Genomic DNA, 18,798 nt, shown 5'->3' with positions numbered 1-18,798 from the left:
AAATTTTTGTAACGTCAAAATAGGCATGACAAGGGGTTAAAACCCCTTGTTTTTAAAAATAAGAATGCGTCAAATTGATTTTATTTCAGTTTCTCATCCTGATTTGCTACAGTTTTTAGCTTTTTTTGTGATTTTCAGCTCCTTTTAACAAGGGGTTTTAACCCCTTGCGGTCATTTTTTGCCACTATATTTTTTTCAGATGAAATTTAAACAGGCTCTCAAAATGAGACCAAAAAAATATTCATTATCATATTACTTTTAAATACAATAATATCCTTTGCTCAAGAAAAAATAATGACTCAAAAATTTACAATTTCAAGAACTATAAAAATAAATTTAAAATAAGAAGCAAGAAAATATCTTTTCAAAAAAAATATTGAAACTTTTTATTTCCATAATCTTATTATTTTATCAAAATAAAGATATATAAATAATAAAATCATTTATATTTGTATTATTATTTAGATTAAATAAAGATAACGGATTTAAAAAGTATAATCTCGAAAACAAATTCTAAAGCAATATACCTTATTAATGAAGATGGTAACATACTTGATTTTTATTCCGAAGAAAATCAATCTAACACATTAAAAGATAAAACTGCCGCTTTCAACACCGCTATCTTTAATATGAGTAGCCACTTTTTAAACACTTTTTATAATGCCGAATTAAATGAAATCATATTAAAATCTAATACTCAAAATATAATCTTAATTAAACACAAACAATATATTATCGCACTACTATCCGATGAAAATTTAAATATTTCATTAATAGAATTAATCTTAAAAAAAGAATTTAACCACTAACGTAAAATAATTAAAATGCAAGAACTCTTAGATAATTTAGTACAAAATGTAAAATAAAATATCCCTGGTTATATCGCTATTAGTGTCGCTGAAATGTCTTCTGGCGAATGTCTTATTTCAAACTCAAATGTTCCTGAATTTGACACAACATTAGCCACCGCATATAATGTAGAAATAATAAATGCTAAACGAAAAGCCATAAAAACACTAGGTTTAAATGAAAGTTTAAATGATATACACTTTAAATCTTGATAAACAAATACATTTAATTGATATCGCTCCCTCAGGTGAATATTTTGTATATCTAGCTATAGACTCTAAAAAAGCAAACGTAGCACTTAGCAGAAAATTATTAAAACGATTTACCAAAGATTTAAACAATGAATTATAATCAACTAACTTTAAAAGAACGAAATTTTGATACCGAATTTATTAATTTTATCAATTCATATCAGAATTTATATCAGAATATGATACTTGAAGATACTAGCCTTTCAACTAGAAAAAGAAATCTTAAAAATACTTTAGAAGACTTCTTTTTCACCCCAAAATACACCAATGTTTTAGATCTTCTAAAACTAAGTAAGATTTAAAAATTTTGTTTGTTTTTATTATATCTTTTAAAAGCTTCTCGTTTATTTGAGAAGCTTTTTGTATTATATTAATTCTTAAATAAGCCATAAAATATTTAAGATAGTAAATTATACTACAAATACATAAAAACTGCAAAAAATAACCTTTTTAAAATACCCGATATATATTGTATTCAAAATGGTTTTACAATATCTTTGCGATTCTAAAATTTCCACTTGTAGGGAAATTAAATATAACTTATAGATAATGATTAAAATCACACTACCCGACGGAACGGTTAAAGAATTTGAAGTAAACAGCACGCCAATGGACGTTGCTAAAAATATTAGTGAAGGTTTTGCTAGAAATGTAATTTCGGCAAATTTTAACGGCACAACCGTTGAAACCACGACCCCACTAACCACAGATGGTGCTTTAATATTGTACACTTTTAATGATAATGACGGAAAAAAAGCATTTTGGCATTCATCGGCACACGTATTAGCACAAGCTATTTTAACGTTTCACCCTGATGCTAAATTAACCATCGGTCCTGCAATTGATAACGGTTTTTATTATGATATCGATTTAGGAGAAGACGTTATTTCTGAAAAAGATTTTCCTGCTATTGAGAAGAAATTTTTAGAATTGGCTCGTGGAAAACATGAATTTAAATTACGTTCAATCTCTAAGGAAGATGCTTTAGCGTATTATCAAAAAGAAGGAAATCAATATAAAGTTGAGTTAATTGAAAATTTAACCGACGGAGAAATTACTTTTTGCGATCATAGTGATTTTACAGATTTATGTCGAGGTGGTCATGTTCCAAATACAGGAATTATTAAGGCAATTAAAGTGATGAATGTTGCTGGTGCTTACTGGCGAGGTGATGAAAAAAATAATCAATTAACACGTATTTATGGTGTTAGTTTTCCAAAACAAAAAATGCTTACCGAGTATTTAGAATTGTTGGAAGAAGCTAAAAAACGTGACCATAGAAAATTAGGAAAAGAATTAGAGCTTTTCACATTTTCACAAAAAGTTGGGGCTGGTTTGCCATTATGGTTGCCAAAAGGAGCAGCACTTAGAGGTCGTTTAGAAGACTTTTTAAAGAAAGCTCAAAAGAAAGCTGGTTACGAAATGGTGATGACTCCTCATGTTGGACAAAAAGAATTATATGTTACTTCTGGTCATTATGAAAAATATGGGGCAGACAGTTTTCAACCAATAAAAACGCCTAAAATGGATGAGGAGTTTTTATTGAAACCGATGAATTGTCCACATCATTGTGAAGTTTACAATTTCAAACCACACTCTTACAAAGACTTACCAAAACGTTTTGCAGAATTTGGAACAGTTTACAGATATGAACAAAGTGGAGAATTACACGGTTTAACGCGTGTAAGAGGTTTTACACAAGATGATGCGCATATTTTCTGTACACCAGAACAATTAGATCAAGAATTTAAAGACGTGATTGATTTAGTACTTTATGTATTTAAATCGTTAGGTTTTGAAGATTTTACAGCACAGGTTTCAATTAGAGATATGCAAAATCTTGATAAATATATTGGTGATGTTAAAACTTGGGAACTTGCAGAACAAGCCATTATTAATGCGGCTACCGATAAAGGCCTAGATTTTGTAATTGAAGAAGGGGAAGCTGCCTTTTATGGACCGAAATTAGACTTCATGGTAAAAGATGCTTTAGGCAGAAGTTGGCAACTTGGAACCATACAAGTGGACTATAATTTACCTAAAAGATTTGAATTAACGTATAAAGGTGCCGATAATCAATTGCATCAACCAGTGATGATTCACAGAGCTCCTTTTGGATCGATGGAACGTTTTATTGCCGTATTATTAGAGCATACAGGCGGAAATTTCCCGCTTTGGTTAACCCCAGAACAGGTTATCTTATTGCCTATCAGTGATAAATATGAAAAATACACGAAAAAAGTTTTAACTTTGTTAGAAAATTCCGAAATTCGCACCCTGGTAGATAGCAGAAGTGAAAAAACTGGAAGAAAAATTCGTGATGCCGAAGTTAGTAAAATACCTTTTATGGTAATTATTGGCGAAAAAGAAGAACAAGATGGCACGGTATCTGTAAGAAAACACGGTGAAGGAGATATTGGTACATTTACCATTGAAGAATTCTGCACACTAATACAAGAAGAAGTAAACAAAACATTAGTTCCTTTTAAAAACTAAAGGAAACTAAATAATAGTAATAACTTAAAATCATGAGTCATAGCAATTAGAAGAAGAGGCGGACGTAGACCGCTAAGGGTAATTAAAGAAGATCAACATAGAATTAATGATAAAATTAGATATGTTGATGAAGTTCGTCTGGTAGGCGAAAACATCGAAGTTGGTGTATATCCTTTAGAAAAAGCCAAAGAAATGGCAATCGAACAAGAGTTAGATTTAGTTGAAATTTCACCTAAAGCTGTACCACCTGTTTGTAAAATTATTGATTATAAAAAGTTTTTATACGAACAGAAAAAACGTGATAAAGCTTTAAAATCAAAGGCAACAAAAGTTATTGTAAAAGAGATCCGTTTTGGACCTCAAACCGATGAGCATGATTATGAATTTAAAAAGAAACATGCTATTAAGTTTTTACAAGACGGTGCTAAATTAAAAGCATTTGTTTTCTTCAAAGGACGTTCGATTGTTTTTAAAGAACAAGGGCAAATTTTATTATTAAAATTAGCACAAGAACTAGAAGAATACGGTAAAGTAGAACAAATGCCAAAATTAGAAGGGAAACGTATGATTATGTTTATCGCGCCTAAAAAAGCAAAATAAACTAAAAAAAAACGTTCACAATATATAAGCAAGATAAACTAAAAAACAGAAATGCCTAAAATTAAAACAAAGTCTAGTGCCAAGAAACGTTTCAAAGTAACAGGTTCTGGTAAGATAAAAAGAAAGCACGCGTTTAAAAGCCACATCTTAACAAAGAAGTCGAAAAAACGTAAGCTTAAATTAAGACATGCAACATTAGTTCACAAAGCTGATTTAGCAAACATTAAGCAACAATTAGTTTTAAGATAATTGTTAGCACAGGGAATTTAATTAACCATGGAGTTAGGCACACCAAGTATTATCATCAAAATAATTTAATATAATTATTGATAATCGCCTACTACAAAAAAACATTTGAATTATGCCAAGATCAGTAAATTCAGTAGCCTCAAGAAGAAGAAGAAAAAAAATCTTGAAGGCAGCAAAAGGTTACTTTGGTAGACGTAAAAACGTTTACACAGTAGCAAAAAATGCGGTAGAAAAAGCGATGACATATGCTTATCGTGACCGTAAAAACAATAAGAGAAACTTCCGTGCATTATGGATTCAGCGTATTAACGCTGGAGCTCGTCAGTATGGAATGTCTTACTCTCAGTTTATGGGTAAAGCAAAAGCTAATAGTATCGAATTAAACCGTAAGGTTTTAGCCGATTTAGCGATGAACAATCCAGAAGCTTTTAAGGCCATTGTAGAAAAAGTAAAATAAGTTTCATATACTTGCTTATACTAAAAACCCAAACTTAAACGTTTGGGTTTTTTTAAATCCAAATAATAAAAAATATACTAATTTAAATAAACAAATTCAGTTTAATATAAAATTCTAACCAATGAAAATGCTAAGAATTATATTACTAATCATTATAACACAGCAAGTTACAGCCCAAAAACGATTATCTAAAACCCAAATTGATTCACTACCAAATACTATAGAAAATCAATTTATAAAAGCATATCGATTGTCAAATAATTGGCAAGAATACAAATTGATTAAACGTACGCATTTTATCAGTTTTCAAAAAAATATACTCGACAGTGTAACGGCTATCAAAAAAGATGTGCTTGCGAAACAACTTCAACTAGAAGCGCAATTAAAAAATGAAAACGTTTTAAAAAACGAAATTAATACGCTGAAAAATGATTTATCATTATCTGTTGAAAAAGAAAATGGTATTGCTATTTTTGGGTTTTTAATCGATAAAAGCCTTTATAACACGATTCTTTGGAGTATTATTAGTGGATTATTAATCGGACTCGCTTTTTTCATTTATAAATTTAGCAGTAGTAATGCGATTACCAGAGAAACCAAAAATTTATTAGTTGGTGTTGAAGATGAGTTTGAGCAATACAAAAGAAGTTCTATTGATAAAGAACAAAAATTACGACGTCAATTACAAGACGAAATTAACAAACAACGTGGTGTTAATTAATCAATATATAAAAAACCTCAAGCAAAACTTGAGGTTTTTTTAGGATCTTAAATAATCGCTAAAACATTTTAAGAAATACTTGTTAAAATATTTTTAAGACAATCCTGAAATTACACCATTATTATCAATACTCATATTTTCTGATGCTGGTACGGCTGGTAAACCTGGCATACGCATCATCTTTCCTAAAATAGGAATGACAAACTGTGCTCCTGCTGCAATTTCTATTTCACGTACATTTACCGTAAAACCTGTTGGTCTTCCAATTAATTTGTCATCATCTGAAAAAGATTTTTGTGTTTTTGCCATACAAACAGCAAAATCGTTAAATCCTAATCTGTCAATTCTACGTAAATTTAATTCCGCTTTTTTATCATAGGTTACCCCATCAGCACCGTAAATTTCTTTTGCTATAATTTCAATTTTATCTTTAATTGGACTTTTAAAATCGTATAAAGGTTTAAATTGTGTTGCTTTATTTTCAACAACATTTACAACGGCTTTGGCTAAGTTTTTAGTTCCTTCACCTCCTTTTGCCCATCCTTCTGAAACGACTGCTTCAACACCTAATTTGGCACACGCTTCAATAACAAAATTTACTTCTTCTTCTGAATCAGAAATAAAAGAATTGATAGCAACTACAGGCTCAATATTAAATTTACGAATGTTTTCAATATGCTTTTCTAAATTTTTAAACCCGTTTTCAACACGTTCTAAATTTGGCGTATTATATTCCTCTTTTTTTGCACCTCCATGATGACGTAATGCTCTAACAGTCGCCACTAAAACCACACATTTAGGATTTAATCCTGCGTATTGCGATTTGATATTTAAAAACTTTTCTGCGCCTAAATCTGCTCCAAAACCTGCCTCTGTAACTACATAATTAGATAATGATAATCCCATTTTTGTAGCAATAATCGTATTGGTTCCTTGCGCGATATTCGCAAAAGGACCTCCATGAATAATCGCTGGATTTTCTTCTAAAGTTTGTACTAAATTCGGCTTAATAGCATCTTTTAATAAAATTGCCATCGCATCTTGTGCGTTTAAATCACGGGCAAAAACAGGTTTTTTATCAAAAGTAAATCCAATAAAAATATCACCTAAACGCTTTTTTAAATCATCAAAATTCATCGCCATACAAAGTATCGCCATTACTTCGGATGCTGGAGTAATATTGAAACCATCTTCACGAGGAATTCCGTTTCCTGTACCTCCTAAACCAATGGTAATTTGACGCAAAGCACGGTCGTTCATATCAATTACACGTTTCCATAAAATGGTACGAGGATCAATATTTAAATTATTAACACTACTTTGAATATTATTGTCGATTAAAGCTGCTAATAAATTATTTGCTTTTTCAATAGCATTAAAATCACCCGTAAAATGTAGGTTGATATCTTCCATCGGAACTACTTGAGAATATCCACCACCAGCGGCACCTCCTTTGATTCCAAAAACAGGCCCTAAAGAAGGCTCACGCAATACTACCGTTGCTTGTTTACCTATTTTATTTAACCCTTCCGTTAAACCGATAGAAACGGTTGTTTTCCCCTCTCCTGCTGGAGTTGGCGTTAAAGCAGTTACTAAAACTAAGTTGTTTTTTGCGATTTTTTCTTCATCAATTAAATCTAAAGGCAACTTTGCTTTGTACTTTCCGTACATTTCTAAATCGTCTTCTTTTACATTAAGTTTCGTAGCAATATACTTAATGTGTTGTAATTCTTTTGCTTGTGCAATCTCAATATCTGATAAATGTGCCATAGCTAATTATATAAATTTTAAGTTATTATTTTTTTAGATAAAATCAAGTAAATATACATAATATTATCTCGATAGAAAGGGGTAAAAAGAGATAAAAAGGGATAAAAAGGGATAAAAAAAAGATATATCTATTAGATATCTTATTAGACTTCTTTAACCAAACCTGCTCCAAACATATAAATATCTAAAAATAATTGGCAAATCTTTTTCGAAATACTATATTTGCTCGTTTTAATACAGAACTCGATTTAAATTATTATAGATGCAAAACAAAGGTCTCATTAAATTATTTGCTGTCCTTTTCGGACTAGTAAGCTTATACCAATTGTCGTTTACATTTTTTGCTAATAAAGTAGAAGATAACGCAAAAGTATACGCAAAAGGAAACGTTAAAGACAACAATGGTAGAGCCTTAGCTCAATTTGAAAGGAAGTACCTTGATAGCGTTGCTAATGATGAAGTTGTAAATTTAGGAATTGCTAAATATACCTACAACGACATTAAAGAACGTGAAATGAACCTTGGTTTAGACTTAAAAGGGGGAATTAACGCTATTCTACAAGTATCTGTAAAAGATATTTTAATAGCTTTATCAAACAATTCAGAAAACACTGTTTTTACACAAGCTTTAGCAAAAGCAAGTGAAGCTCAAAAAAATAGTCAAGAAAACTATTTAGACTTATTTTTAACGCAATTCGAAGCGGTAAGTAACGGAACTGTTAAATTAAGTGATCCTTCAATTTTTGGAACAAAATCATTACGAGAAAAAATTGACTTTAACAAAACAAACGACCAAGTAAAAGAAGTTTTACAACAAGAAATTAATACATCTATTAATACCTCTTTTGAAGTGTTACGTAGTCGTATTGATAAGTTTGGTGTAACACAACCAAGTATTCAACGTATCGGAAATTCTGGAAGAATTCAAATTGAATTACCTGGCGCAAAAGATATCGAACGTGTAACAAAATTAATTACAAGTACTGCCGAATTACAATTTTGGGAAGTATATACGAATGCAGAAGTTCAAAACTTTTTCTTTAGTGCAAATGCAAAAGTTGCTGAATTATTAAAAGATGATGTAGTAACTGCAACCACACAAGTTAAAGATTCTGCAAAAGTAGATGATATTGATGATTTACTAGGAGAATCAACTGATGAAACAAAGGCTGATACTCAAAAAAGTTTATTTACCTTTTTAACTCCTAATGTAGCTCAAAATCAACAACAAATGAGTTCGTTAGTTGCACAAGCTAATATACAAGATACAGCTAGAGTAAACAGCTTACTTGCCAACAAAAGTGTACGAGCATTATTACCAGCAAATTTAAAATACGTTAAATTTCTTTGGGATTATAAAGCACAAAAAAGCATCGATGGTACTGCTGAAATTATTGGTTTATACGCTATAAAATCAAACAGAAACGACAAACCAACCATTGATGGCGATGTAATTGCAGATGCAAATCAAGATTTTGACCAATTAAGCAAGCCCGTTGTATCAATGACAATGAACGGAACTGGAACTAAAAAATGGGCAAAAATGACTAGCGATAACGTTGGGAAATTCGTTGCCGTTGTTTTAGACAATTACGTATACACTGCACCTGTAGTAAACGGAGCAATTACAGGAGGAAGTACTCAAATATCTGGAGGAACCATGACTGTGGAAGAAGCACAAGATATTTCTACGGTATTAAAAGCTGGTAAATTACCTGCTCCTGCAAGAATTATTCAAGCAGAAGTTGTAGGTCCATCATTAGGACAAGAATCTATTAATGCAAGTATTTGGTCATTCGGATTAGCGATTTTATTAATCTTAATTTGGATGTTATTATACTACGGTAAAGCGGGTCTTTATGCAAACATTGCACTATTAGTAAACATTTTATTTATCTTCGGATGGTTAGCCTCGTACAATGCGGTATTAACTTTACCTGGAATTGCAGGTATTATTTTAACTATCGGTATGTCGGTAGATGCGAATGTTATTATTTTCGAAAGAATTAAAGAAGCCTTAAGCGGTGGAAAAACATTAGCAACAGCGGTTGATGAAGGATTTAGTTTTAAAGGAGCTTTATCGGCAATTATTGATGCCAATATCACGACATTTTTAACGGGTGTTATTTTATTTATCTTTGGAACAGGACCAATTAAAGGATTTGCCTATACATTAATGTTAGGTATTGCAACTTCATTATTTACAGCGATTTTTATCACGCGTTTATTAATTGATAAATCTGTTGAAAAAGGAACTGCTTTACCTTTTAACACGAACATCTCTAAAAACTGGTTTCAAAATATCAATATTGAATTTTTAAAGAAACGTAAATTAGCCTATATTGTTTCTGGATCTCTTATTTTAATTGGATTAATTTCAATTTTTACGTTAGGTTTAAAACAAGGTGTTGATTTTAAAGGAGGACGTTCGTATGTTGTTCGTTTTGATCAACCAATGAGTGCTACCGAAGTTGCTACGAGCTTAAAAGATGCTTTTGGAACTGCTCCAGAAGTAAAAACATATGGTTCAGATCATCAATTAAAAATAACGACCGCTTTTAAAATTGATGAAGATGGTAGTGAAGTAGATGATTCAGTTCAAAAATCATTATTTACAGGATTAAAATCATACTTAGGAACAACTTCTTATGAAGATTTTAAACCTGGATTCGAAAAAGCAGGTAGCGGAATTATGAGCTACATGAAAGTAGAACCAACCATTGCTGATGATATTAAAAAATCAGCATTATGGGCAGTAGTCGGTTCATTAATTGTAGTTTTCTTATATATTTTATTACGTTTTAGAAAAATCGCTTTCTCAATTGGTGCAGTTGCAGCCGTTTTCCATGATGTATTAGTGGTATTAGGCGTATTTTCTATCTGTTATAAATTCATGCCTTTTGATATGGAAATTGGACAATCATTTATTGCGGCAATTTTAACCGTAGTTGGATATTCATTAAATGATACGGTGGTAATTTTTGATAGAATTAGAGAGTTTACAGAAGAGAAAACAACCATATCAGCAGGTTTAGTAAACAAAGCCTTAAACAGTACGTTAGGTAGAACTATAAACACTTCTTTAACAACATTATTAGTAATGTTAGCAATTTTCTTCTTCGGAGGAGATAGTATTAAAGGATTTATGTTTGCCTTAATTGTTGGGGTAATTGTAGGTACATATTCTTCATTATTTGTGGCAACACCAATTATGTTTGATGCTTCTAAAAGAGCTCAAGAAAATAATGAACAAAATATCGAAGAAAATAAAGAAACCGTTTAATACCTTTTCTATTATTTCTAAAATATTATAGTTTACAAAAACCGTTTTGAATTATATTCAAAACGGTTTTTTCATTTAAAATCAAGCAACTATCTTTGCAGTATTATTTGCAATATTATGAAAATTACAAAACTTCACGATTTATACTTTAAAGAATTCATTTCTTCAAATGAAATAGCCACTATTGTTACACGATTAGCAAAACAAGTAAAAGCGGATTTACCTAAAAATGAAGTTCCGTTATTTATCGGAATTTTAAACGGTTGCATTATTTTTACTGCTGATTTTTTACGAGAATATAAAGGCGATTGTGAAATTAGTTTTGTAAAATTAGCTTCGTATCAAGGAACAACATCAACAGAAAATGTAAAAGAACTCATCGGTATTAATGAAGATTTAACCAACCGAACTGTTATTATTCTAGAAGATATTATTGATACAGGCACAACGTTACAGGAGATTTATGAAATCTTCAAAACAAAAAATATTAAAGAATTAAAAATAGCAACACTTTTTTTTAAACCAGATGTATATCGAAAAGAATTGCCCATAAATTATATCGGAAAAAGTATTGAAGATAAATTTATTGTTGGTTACGGCTTAGATTACAAAAGTTATGGAAGAAATTTATCCGCTATTTATCAATTAACAACACCACCGAAAATGAAAAACATCGTATTATTTGGCCCTCCAGGCGCAGGAAAAGGAACACAAGCAGATTTATTAAAAGAGAAATATAACTTAGTTCATATTTCAACAGGAGATGTTTTTCGCTTCAACATCAAAAATAAAACTGAATTAGGAGTACTTGCTAAAACATATATGGATGACGGAGATTTAGTTCCTGATGAAGTAACTATCAATATGTTAAAAGCTGAAGTAGAAAAAAATACTCAAGCCAACGGGTTTATTTTTGATGGCTTTCCAAGAACGCAATCACAGGCGGAAGCTTTAGATGCTTTTTTAGCAGAAAAAAACGAGCGTATTAACGGAATGGTTGCCTTAGAAGTTCCTGAAGATTTGTTAGTAGCACGTATTTTAGAACGTGGAAAAACAAGTGGAAGAACTGATGATACTGATGAAAGTAAAATTAGAAATCGTTTTAATGAATACAATACGAAAACGGCTGTTTTAAAAGATTTTTATCAAGAAAAAGGCACGTATTACGGTGTAAATGGCGTTGGAGATATCAACGAAATTACAGAACGTTTATCAGAAGTATTTGATACTTTATAAAAAGTTTTGTAACATACGTTGTAAATATTAATCACTTTATTAGTCATTTTTTTAGCTATTTTTTTTGATATTAAAATCGCTAATAAAGTATTGTTATAATTATTACTACTGTTTAAATAAAGCAGTAAAGAACTTAGAAAAAATGACTGAAGGAAATTTTGTTGACTATATAAAAATCTATGCATCTTCTGGTAAAGGAGGTCGAGGTTCTGTGCATTTACATCGTGAAAAATACATTACTAAAGGTGGTCCTGACGGAGGTGACGGTGGTCGTGGAGGACACATCATTTTACGTGGTGATAAAAGTATGTGGACACTTTTTCACTTAAAGTTTAAACGTCATTTTAGGGCTGAACCAGGTGGAGATGGAAGTGCAAGTCGTAGTACAGGACATGATGCAAAAGACATTATTGTACCCGTGCCACTAGGAACCATTATTCGTGATGCCGATACTGATGAAATTTTATACGAAGTTTCTGAACATGATCAGGACATAATATTGTTACAAGGTGGAAAAGGAGGACTTGGAAACTGGCACTTTAAATCATCTACAAATCAAGCACCACGTTACGCACAACCTGGTATTGATGGAGTTGATGGTTGGTTCCGTATTGAACTTAAATTATTAGCCGATGTTGGTTTAGTTGGTTTTCCAAATGCTGGAAAATCTACTTTATTATCAGTAATAACAGCAGCAAAACCTAAAATTGCCGATTACGCTTTTACAACCTTAAAACCAAACTTAGGAATTGTAGAACACCGTAATCACAAGAGTTTTGTAGTTGCTGATATTCCTGGAATTATTGAAGGAGCTGCCGAAGGAAAAGGATTAGGACATTATTTTTTACGTCATATTGAACGTAATTCGACCCTATTATTTTTAATTCCTGCCGATAGCGACGACATCAAAAAAGAATATGAAATTCTATTAAACGAATTACGTAAACACAATCCTGAATTATTAGATAAAGACCGTTTATTAGCTATTTCTAAATCAGATATGTTAGATGACGAGTTAAAAGAGGAAATTAAACAAGATTTACCGGAAGGTATTGACACCTTATTTATCTCATCTGTAGCCCAACTTGGTTTACAAGAATTGAAAGATAAATTATGGGATATGTTGAATTAATTTTAGATGAAATTTATCTAAAATAATAACAAAAAAAGCAATCTCATTTTATTGAGATTGCTTTTTTACTTTAACATTTTAGGTTTTAATATTTTAGGCTTTTATAAATTCTGATACTTCAAAAAGTTCTTGAAAATGTATTAATATTTTTTGTTTTACAGCAGTTTCTGAAACTTCATATCCTAATTCGGCTTGCATCGAAGTAACTGCTTTTCCTCGGATTCCACAGGGAATAATATTATCAAAATAACCAAGATTTGCATTTACATTTAAAGCAAAACCGTGCATCGTTACCCATCTGCTGGCACGAATTCCCATCGCACAAATTTTTCTAGGAAATGGTGTTCCTACCCCTAACCAAACACCTGTTTCACCATCGCTACGCTCCGCTTTTAAACCATATTCGGCAACAGTTAAAATGATTGCTTCCTCCAATAAACGTAAATATTTATGAATATCCGTGAAAAAATTTTCTAAATCAAGAATCGGATATCCAACAATTTGTCCTGGCCCGTGATATGTGATATCTCCTCCCCTATTTATCTTGTAAAAAGTGGCCCCTTTTTCTTTCAATTGTGTTTCATTGAGTAATAAATTACTCAAATCACCCGATTTACCAAGCGTATAAACGTGCGGATGCTCGACAAATAAAAAATGATTCGGTGTAGCAATATTTGTTGAATTTACTCTATTTTGACGCTTTATAAAAACGGTTTCCTCTAATAATTTAGTTTGATATTCCCAAGTTTCTTTGTAATCTTTTTTACCTAAATCACTAAGTGTTATTTTTTTATTCATAAATTTGTGTTCTAAAAACAAGTTCTCAAAGGTAGCAAAAATTAGCTTTAAGCAGTTAAAATGCCCTTATTAACACGATTTAATATGACAAAAAAAAATACCCTATTACTCGTTTTATTTTTCACTTTTTTTGTAACCACTAGTTATTCTCAAAATTTTTGGAACACTTCTGCCAAAAAAGAAAAAACAATTAAAAAGAAAAACATATTGAAAAGAAAAAGTACGCCTGAAAAATATACAGTCGCTTCTTTAAATCTAAATGGTTTTACAAAATACTTACGAAACTCACCAAATTCAACAGCCAATTCATCAGAAAAGAGCCGTGAAAAAATTATTACATTACCCAATTCAGAAGGAAAACTAGAGCGTTTTTCAATGAAAGAAACGGCTTTATTAGCGCCTAAATTAGCCGAAAAATTCCCAATGATTAAATCCTATACAGGAATCGGAATTGACGATGCTCGTAAAATTGTAAAAATCAGTTTGGGTACAAACGGCGTACACGCTATTATTTCTTCTGCGGATAAAGAAACCGTATATATCGACCCGTACACCAAAGATAGAAAACAATATATCATCTATAAAACTAGTGATTTAAAACCAGCTGATACTTCTTTTAGTTGTCAAGTTAAAGGCGAAAATCGACAAAAAAATAAACACGAAAATCGACAAAGAACGGCATCAACTCAAAAAAAAAATGCCAATGATGGACAATTAAGAACCTACAGAATCGCCATTGTTTGTACCGCTGAATATTCTCTTTTTCATTTAAATAGACAAAATGTTGCAACATCAGCAACTGATTTGGTGAAAAAAGCGACTGTTTTATCGGCTATTAATACTTCTATTACACGAGTAAATCAAATTTATGAAAGAGATTTAGCCGTTAGAATGATTTTAGTTGCGAATAATGATGAATTAATTTTCTTTGATACAAATACCGACCAACTAACCAATAACAATGCAGATGATTTAATTGAAGAAAGTCAAGTAAAATGTGATGCCATCATTGGAAACGCAAATTACGATATCGGACACGCATTTAGTACCGGCGGCGGTGGTTATGCTGAAGTTAATTCCGTATGTGTTCAAGGCTATAAAGCGCAAGGACTTACAGGAAGTTATCAGCCCATTAATGACCCTTACGATATTGATTATGTTTGTCATGAATTAGGACATCAATTCGGAGCAACACACACGCAAAATAATGATTGTAACAGAACAAGTTCAACTGCTGTAGAACCTGGAAGTGGTTCTACAATTATGGGATATGCCAATATTTGTGCGCCCAATGTACAAACCAAAAGCGACCCGTATTTTCATGCCGTAAGTATTGACCAAATGTGGTCGCACATACAAGGAAATGGAAATTGTGCCGTACTAACCCCCACAAATAATGATGCACCAATCGCCAATGCAGGAACGAATTATAGTATTCCAAAAGGAACGCCTTTTCTCTTAAAAGGAAGTGCCACCGACAAACAAGGAACAGCAAGTTTAACCTATAATTGGGAACAAACAGACACCCAAATTGCACCAATGCCACCTGTGGCAACAAGTACAGGAGGACCTACTTTTAAATCTGTTGCTCCAAGTAAATCTGCAAATCGATACTTTCCGGATTTTGAAAATGTTATCAATAAAACCACTAATCAATGGATTGTATTACCAACGGTGGAGAGAGAATTAAATTTCGCATTTACTGTAAGAGACAACAATCCGAACGGTGGTAGCTCCGATAGAGATAATATCAAAATTACCCTTACCGATGCCCTACCATTTACCGTTACCGCACCAAATACCAATATTATTTGGGATACTGGCGCTACAAAAACAATCACTTGGCAAAAAGGAACAAGCGATATCGCTCCGATTAATTGTAAAAAAGTTACTATAAAACTTTCTACTGATGGAGGAAAAACCTTCCCAATTCTCTTAAAAGAAAATACCTTAAATGATGGAACAGAAGAAATTACAATTCCTGATACACCAACAACACAAGCACGAATCCTTATAGAAGCTTCTGATAATGTTTTCTATAATGTAAATGATAGTAATTTTACGATTAATGCCACAAAACCAACTTTTTTATTATCAAATAAAACCCCAAAACAAAATACCTGTAAAAATAGCGATACCACTATTTCTTATACGTTCAATGCTAATTTCATCAATGGATTTACAGAAACAATAAATTTATCCGCAACAGGATTACCTAACGGAACTTCAGCCGTTTTTACGCCAAATAGCATCAACTCTAGTGGCGATGTTACTTTAACTATCAACAATTTTAAACAAAGTAATCAAAAAGAATATACCATTGTAGTTCAAGGAAAATCAGCAACAATTACACAAACAAACACCGCTTTTTTAAATATAATTGATGATAATTTAACCAAAACCATCTTAAAATCTCCTGTAAATTTAATTACAGAAACCAGTTTAACGCCCGATTTTAATTGGTCAAAAGTTGAAAATGCAAGTGCGTATCAATTAATCGTTGCCTCAAATAGTGATTTTTCAACAATTATTATCGATGAAACTGTTAATACAAATTCTTACACACCCACGACACCACTACTGGGAACAACAACTTATTTTTGGCGTGTAAAACCTAAAAATAACTGTAAAGAAGGAACTTTTTCAAGCGATAATCAATTTACAACACAAGCGCCATCGTATTGTAGTTCTACTTTTATTGATGATGCTGGAGGTAAAAATCACATTACGAATGTTAGCTTCAATTCGATAAATAATACCTCAGGAAATGATACTATAGATGGTTATGAAGATTTTACAAACATCATTACCGAAGTTGAAAAAACGGTTTCATATCAAATGAATGTTACTTTCGATAGCGATGGTTATCAAGACCATTGTTTTGTTTTTATTGATTGGAATCAAGATTTAATTTTTGATAAAATCACCGAAAGATATGATATTGGTTCAGGAAGTCAGCAAACACTTGGTCAGAAGATTACAATTCCTGAAAATGCTGTTTTAGGATTTACTCGAATGCGTGTGCTACTCGAATATGACGATCCTACAAAAAATTACGGCGAAGGAGCCTGTACTTCCGAACATTTGGTAAATTGGGGAGAAACCGAAGATTATACCCTTAAAATTATAGAAAAACCAAGACCAAGTTTTACCATAAACAATACTTCTGGAAATCTATCGATATGTAATACCGCTGTTGATACACAAATTTTCACGCTAAAATATGAAGCCTTACAAGGTTTTAATGAAAATATCGTTTTTTCTGCAATAGAAATTCCTGCAAATACTACCGCTAATTTTTCAACTATCGATACCAATGGACTTGTGAAAGTAACGCTATCAAACTTGAAAAATGCTCCTGTTGGAGATTATAATTTTAAAATTATAGCCAAAGCAAATTCGATGACAAAACAAATAAGTATTCCTTTTAATATAAATGATACTATTTGTAAATCCGCAGGAAATATGGACAGTAAGATTAGCACAACGCTTGTAAATTTTGCCGATATCAATAGTATTTCTGAAAAATCTGCAGGATATTCGAATTACACCAATACAATTGCCGAACTTATAAGAGGAACAAAATATCCTTTAATTGTAAAGGCTAATTCTGATGGAAAACAAACTGTAAAAACAACGGCTTGGATTGATTGGAATCAAAATTGTTTGTTTGATGCCAATGAAAAATATGACTTAGGAACCGCCACGAATGCCAACGCTTCAACAAGCAAAAGCGGCATGGAAATTATCATTCCAAATAATGCTCTAAATGGCAAAACGATACTAAGAATTATCACTGAAAAAGTATTTGAAAATACGACAAACAATACTACAAATACAACAAAAAATACGATTGATAACAAATGTGTATCAGGATTTAATGGCGAAGTTGAAGATTATACCATTGCCATTACACCGAGTTTTACACTCACAAATCAAACGAAACCAATCGCAATTTATAACAAAGCCGTAAACGAAGTTCAATTCGAAATCGACTATGAAACAATCAATGGTTTTAACCAAAATGTAACTTTATCCACAGAAGATAATCCCAAAAATACCCCAGAAAATACGAATATTAGCTTTAATCCTATTATTAAAAAAGATGGAACATTTACCGTAAATATCAATAATTTAAATGAGGCTCCCGTTGGAGATTATACCATTAAAATTATCGCAACAGCAGGTGAAATTCAAAAATCGGTGGATTTAAAACTTAATGTAAATGATAGCTATTGTAAAGCAATCGGAAATGCAACATCACAAACAAGTATTACCAAAGTGATGTTTGCTGAAATTGATAATTCATCAACAAAAACTACAGGATATTCTGATTTTAAAACCATCAATACGCCCGTAATTAGAGGCGAAAATTATGAACTAACTATTAAAATAAACAATCAAAATAACGAAAATATAAAAACATACGGCTGGATAGACTGGAATCAAAATTTAGTGTTCGAAGACAATGAAATCATTGATTTAGAAGCAAACAATACTTCTATTACGATTCCTGAAGATGCCGAAATTGGTGCTACAGTTTTACGAATTGCGGTGAAAAAAGCAATCGAACAGACTGCAAATTCTTGTGAATTTGGTTTTGATGGCGAAGTGGAAGATTATACCATCAATATACAAGAAAGTTTTGCTACGTATAAAAATTTATTTACTGATTTACAAGTGTTTCCTGTACCTTCTGATGGAAAATTAACCGTGAAATTTAAAGTAAAAATTAAAGAAGTAACCGTTATTCGATTGTTTAACGCTCTTGGACAATTATTAGAAACTCAAACATTTTCAACAATATCGACCCGTTTTGAACAAGAAGTACAATTCAAAAAAATAAGTAGCGGAAATTACTTTCTTCAAATTGAAAATGATGGAAAATTAAAAACTAGAAAAATAATTATTCAATAATATTTTTTTTAGTTTATTTAAGATATCAAGAAAAATTTA

The 18,798-nt window shown here is 31.5% G+C and carries 15 protein-coding genes; 12 read left to right on the top strand and 3 right to left on the bottom strand.

Annotation, left to right across the window (positions count from 1 at the left end):
- Positions 1-629: 629 nt before the first annotated feature.
- The gene (locus L0U72_RS01260) at positions 630-809 is read left to right on the top strand and encodes a hypothetical protein (protein WP_233898201.1); all 180 of its coding nucleotides are present in this window, start codon (positions 630-632) and stop codon (positions 807-809) included.
- Positions 810-877: 68 nt separating this feature from the next.
- Here L0U72_RS01260 and L0U72_RS11740 read toward each other — a convergent pair whose 3' ends face one another.
- Entirely contained in the window at positions 878-1,009 is a 132-nt protein-coding gene (locus L0U72_RS11740; protein ID WP_262909824.1) for a hypothetical protein, read from the bottom strand.
- 29 nt (positions 1,010-1,038) lie between these two features.
- Between L0U72_RS11740 and L0U72_RS01255 the strand changes: the two genes are divergently transcribed.
- From L0U72_RS01255 to L0U72_RS01225, 7 genes are all read left to right on the top strand, one after another.
- Positions 1,039-1,200 (top strand): hypothetical protein, encoded by a 162-nt coding sequence (locus tag L0U72_RS01255; RefSeq protein WP_233898200.1) that lies wholly within the window; start codon positions 1,039-1,041, stop codon positions 1,198-1,200.
- Positions 1,190-1,402, top strand: a complete 213-nt coding sequence (locus L0U72_RS01250; RefSeq protein ID WP_101918022.1) for a hypothetical protein — start codon at positions 1,190-1,192, stop codon at positions 1,400-1,402. Before L0U72_RS01255 ends, L0U72_RS01250 begins: the two co-directional genes overlap by 11 nt.
- 247 nt (positions 1,403-1,649) lie before the next feature.
- Positions 1,650-3,596: a threonine--tRNA ligase gene (thrS, locus tag L0U72_RS01245; RefSeq protein WP_233898199.1), complete on the top strand. Its 1,947-nt coding sequence runs from the start codon at positions 1,650-1,652 to the stop codon at positions 3,594-3,596.
- 81 nt (positions 3,597-3,677) lie between these two features.
- Positions 3,678-4,196 carry a translation initiation factor IF-3 gene (gene infC, locus L0U72_RS01240; protein ID WP_101918024.1) on the top strand — a complete coding sequence of 173 codons (519 nt, stop codon included), beginning with the start codon at positions 3,678-3,680 and terminating at the stop codon, positions 4,194-4,196.
- A gap of 51 nt (positions 4,197-4,247) precedes the next feature.
- Positions 4,248-4,445 carry a 50S ribosomal protein L35 gene (gene rpmI / locus L0U72_RS01235; RefSeq protein ID WP_058885811.1) on the top strand — a complete coding sequence of 66 codons (198 nt, stop codon included), beginning with the start codon at positions 4,248-4,250 and terminating at the stop codon, positions 4,443-4,445.
- 112 nt (positions 4,446-4,557) lie between these two features.
- On the top strand, positions 4,558-4,902 hold the full coding sequence (rplT, locus tag L0U72_RS01230) for a 50S ribosomal protein L20 (RefSeq protein WP_233896894.1): 345 nt from the start codon (positions 4,558-4,560) through the stop codon (positions 4,900-4,902).
- 121 nt (positions 4,903-5,023) lie between these two features.
- Complete coding sequence (locus tag L0U72_RS01225) at positions 5,024-5,623, top strand: hypothetical protein (RefSeq protein WP_233898198.1); 600 nt, start codon at positions 5,024-5,026, stop codon at positions 5,621-5,623.
- A 93-nt stretch (positions 5,624-5,716) separates the two neighbouring features.
- Here L0U72_RS01225 and L0U72_RS01220 read toward each other — a convergent pair whose 3' ends face one another.
- Positions 5,717-7,393 carry a formate--tetrahydrofolate ligase gene (locus L0U72_RS01220; protein WP_233898197.1) on the bottom strand — a complete coding sequence of 559 codons (1,677 nt, stop codon included), beginning with the start codon at positions 7,391-7,393 and terminating at the stop codon, positions 5,717-5,719.
- A gap of 262 nt (positions 7,394-7,655) precedes the next feature.
- Between L0U72_RS01220 and secDF the strand changes: the two genes are divergently transcribed.
- From secDF to obgE, 3 genes are all read left to right on the top strand, one after another.
- Positions 7,656-10,676, top strand: a complete 3,021-nt coding sequence (gene secDF, locus L0U72_RS01215; RefSeq protein WP_233898196.1) for a protein translocase subunit SecDF — start codon at positions 7,656-7,658, stop codon at positions 10,674-10,676.
- Between the two features lie 117 nt (positions 10,677-10,793).
- A complete protein-coding gene (locus L0U72_RS01210; protein WP_233898195.1) occupies positions 10,794-11,912 on the top strand; it encodes an adenylate kinase in 1,119 nt (372 codons plus the stop codon).
- 142 nt (positions 11,913-12,054) lie between these two features.
- Complete coding sequence (gene obgE / locus L0U72_RS01205; protein ID WP_233898194.1) at positions 12,055-13,044, top strand: GTPase ObgE; 990 nt, start codon at positions 12,055-12,057, stop codon at positions 13,042-13,044.
- Positions 13,045-13,137: 93 nt separating this feature from the next.
- On the opposite strand, the gene lipB is transcribed toward obgE, so the two are convergent.
- Positions 13,138-13,842, bottom strand: coding sequence for a lipoyl(octanoyl) transferase LipB (gene lipB / locus L0U72_RS01200; protein WP_233898193.1), 705 nt, complete (start codon positions 13,840-13,842; stop codon positions 13,138-13,140).
- Positions 13,843-13,926: 84 nt separating this feature from the next.
- Here lipB and L0U72_RS01195 point away from each other — a divergent pair, with 84 nt between their 5' ends.
- Positions 13,927-18,759, top strand: coding sequence for a GEVED domain-containing protein (locus L0U72_RS01195; RefSeq protein WP_233898192.1), 4,833 nt, complete (start codon positions 13,927-13,929; stop codon positions 18,757-18,759).
- Positions 18,760-18,798 lie beyond the last annotated feature (39 nt).

The sequence above is a fragment of the Tenacibaculum piscium genome (assembly GCF_021390755.1).
GTDB lineage: Bacteria > Bacteroidota > Bacteroidia > Flavobacteriales > Flavobacteriaceae > Polaribacter > Polaribacter piscius.
The sequence above is the reverse complement of the archived record's forward strand: the minus strand, read 5'-3'. Positions and strand labels throughout refer to the sequence as shown.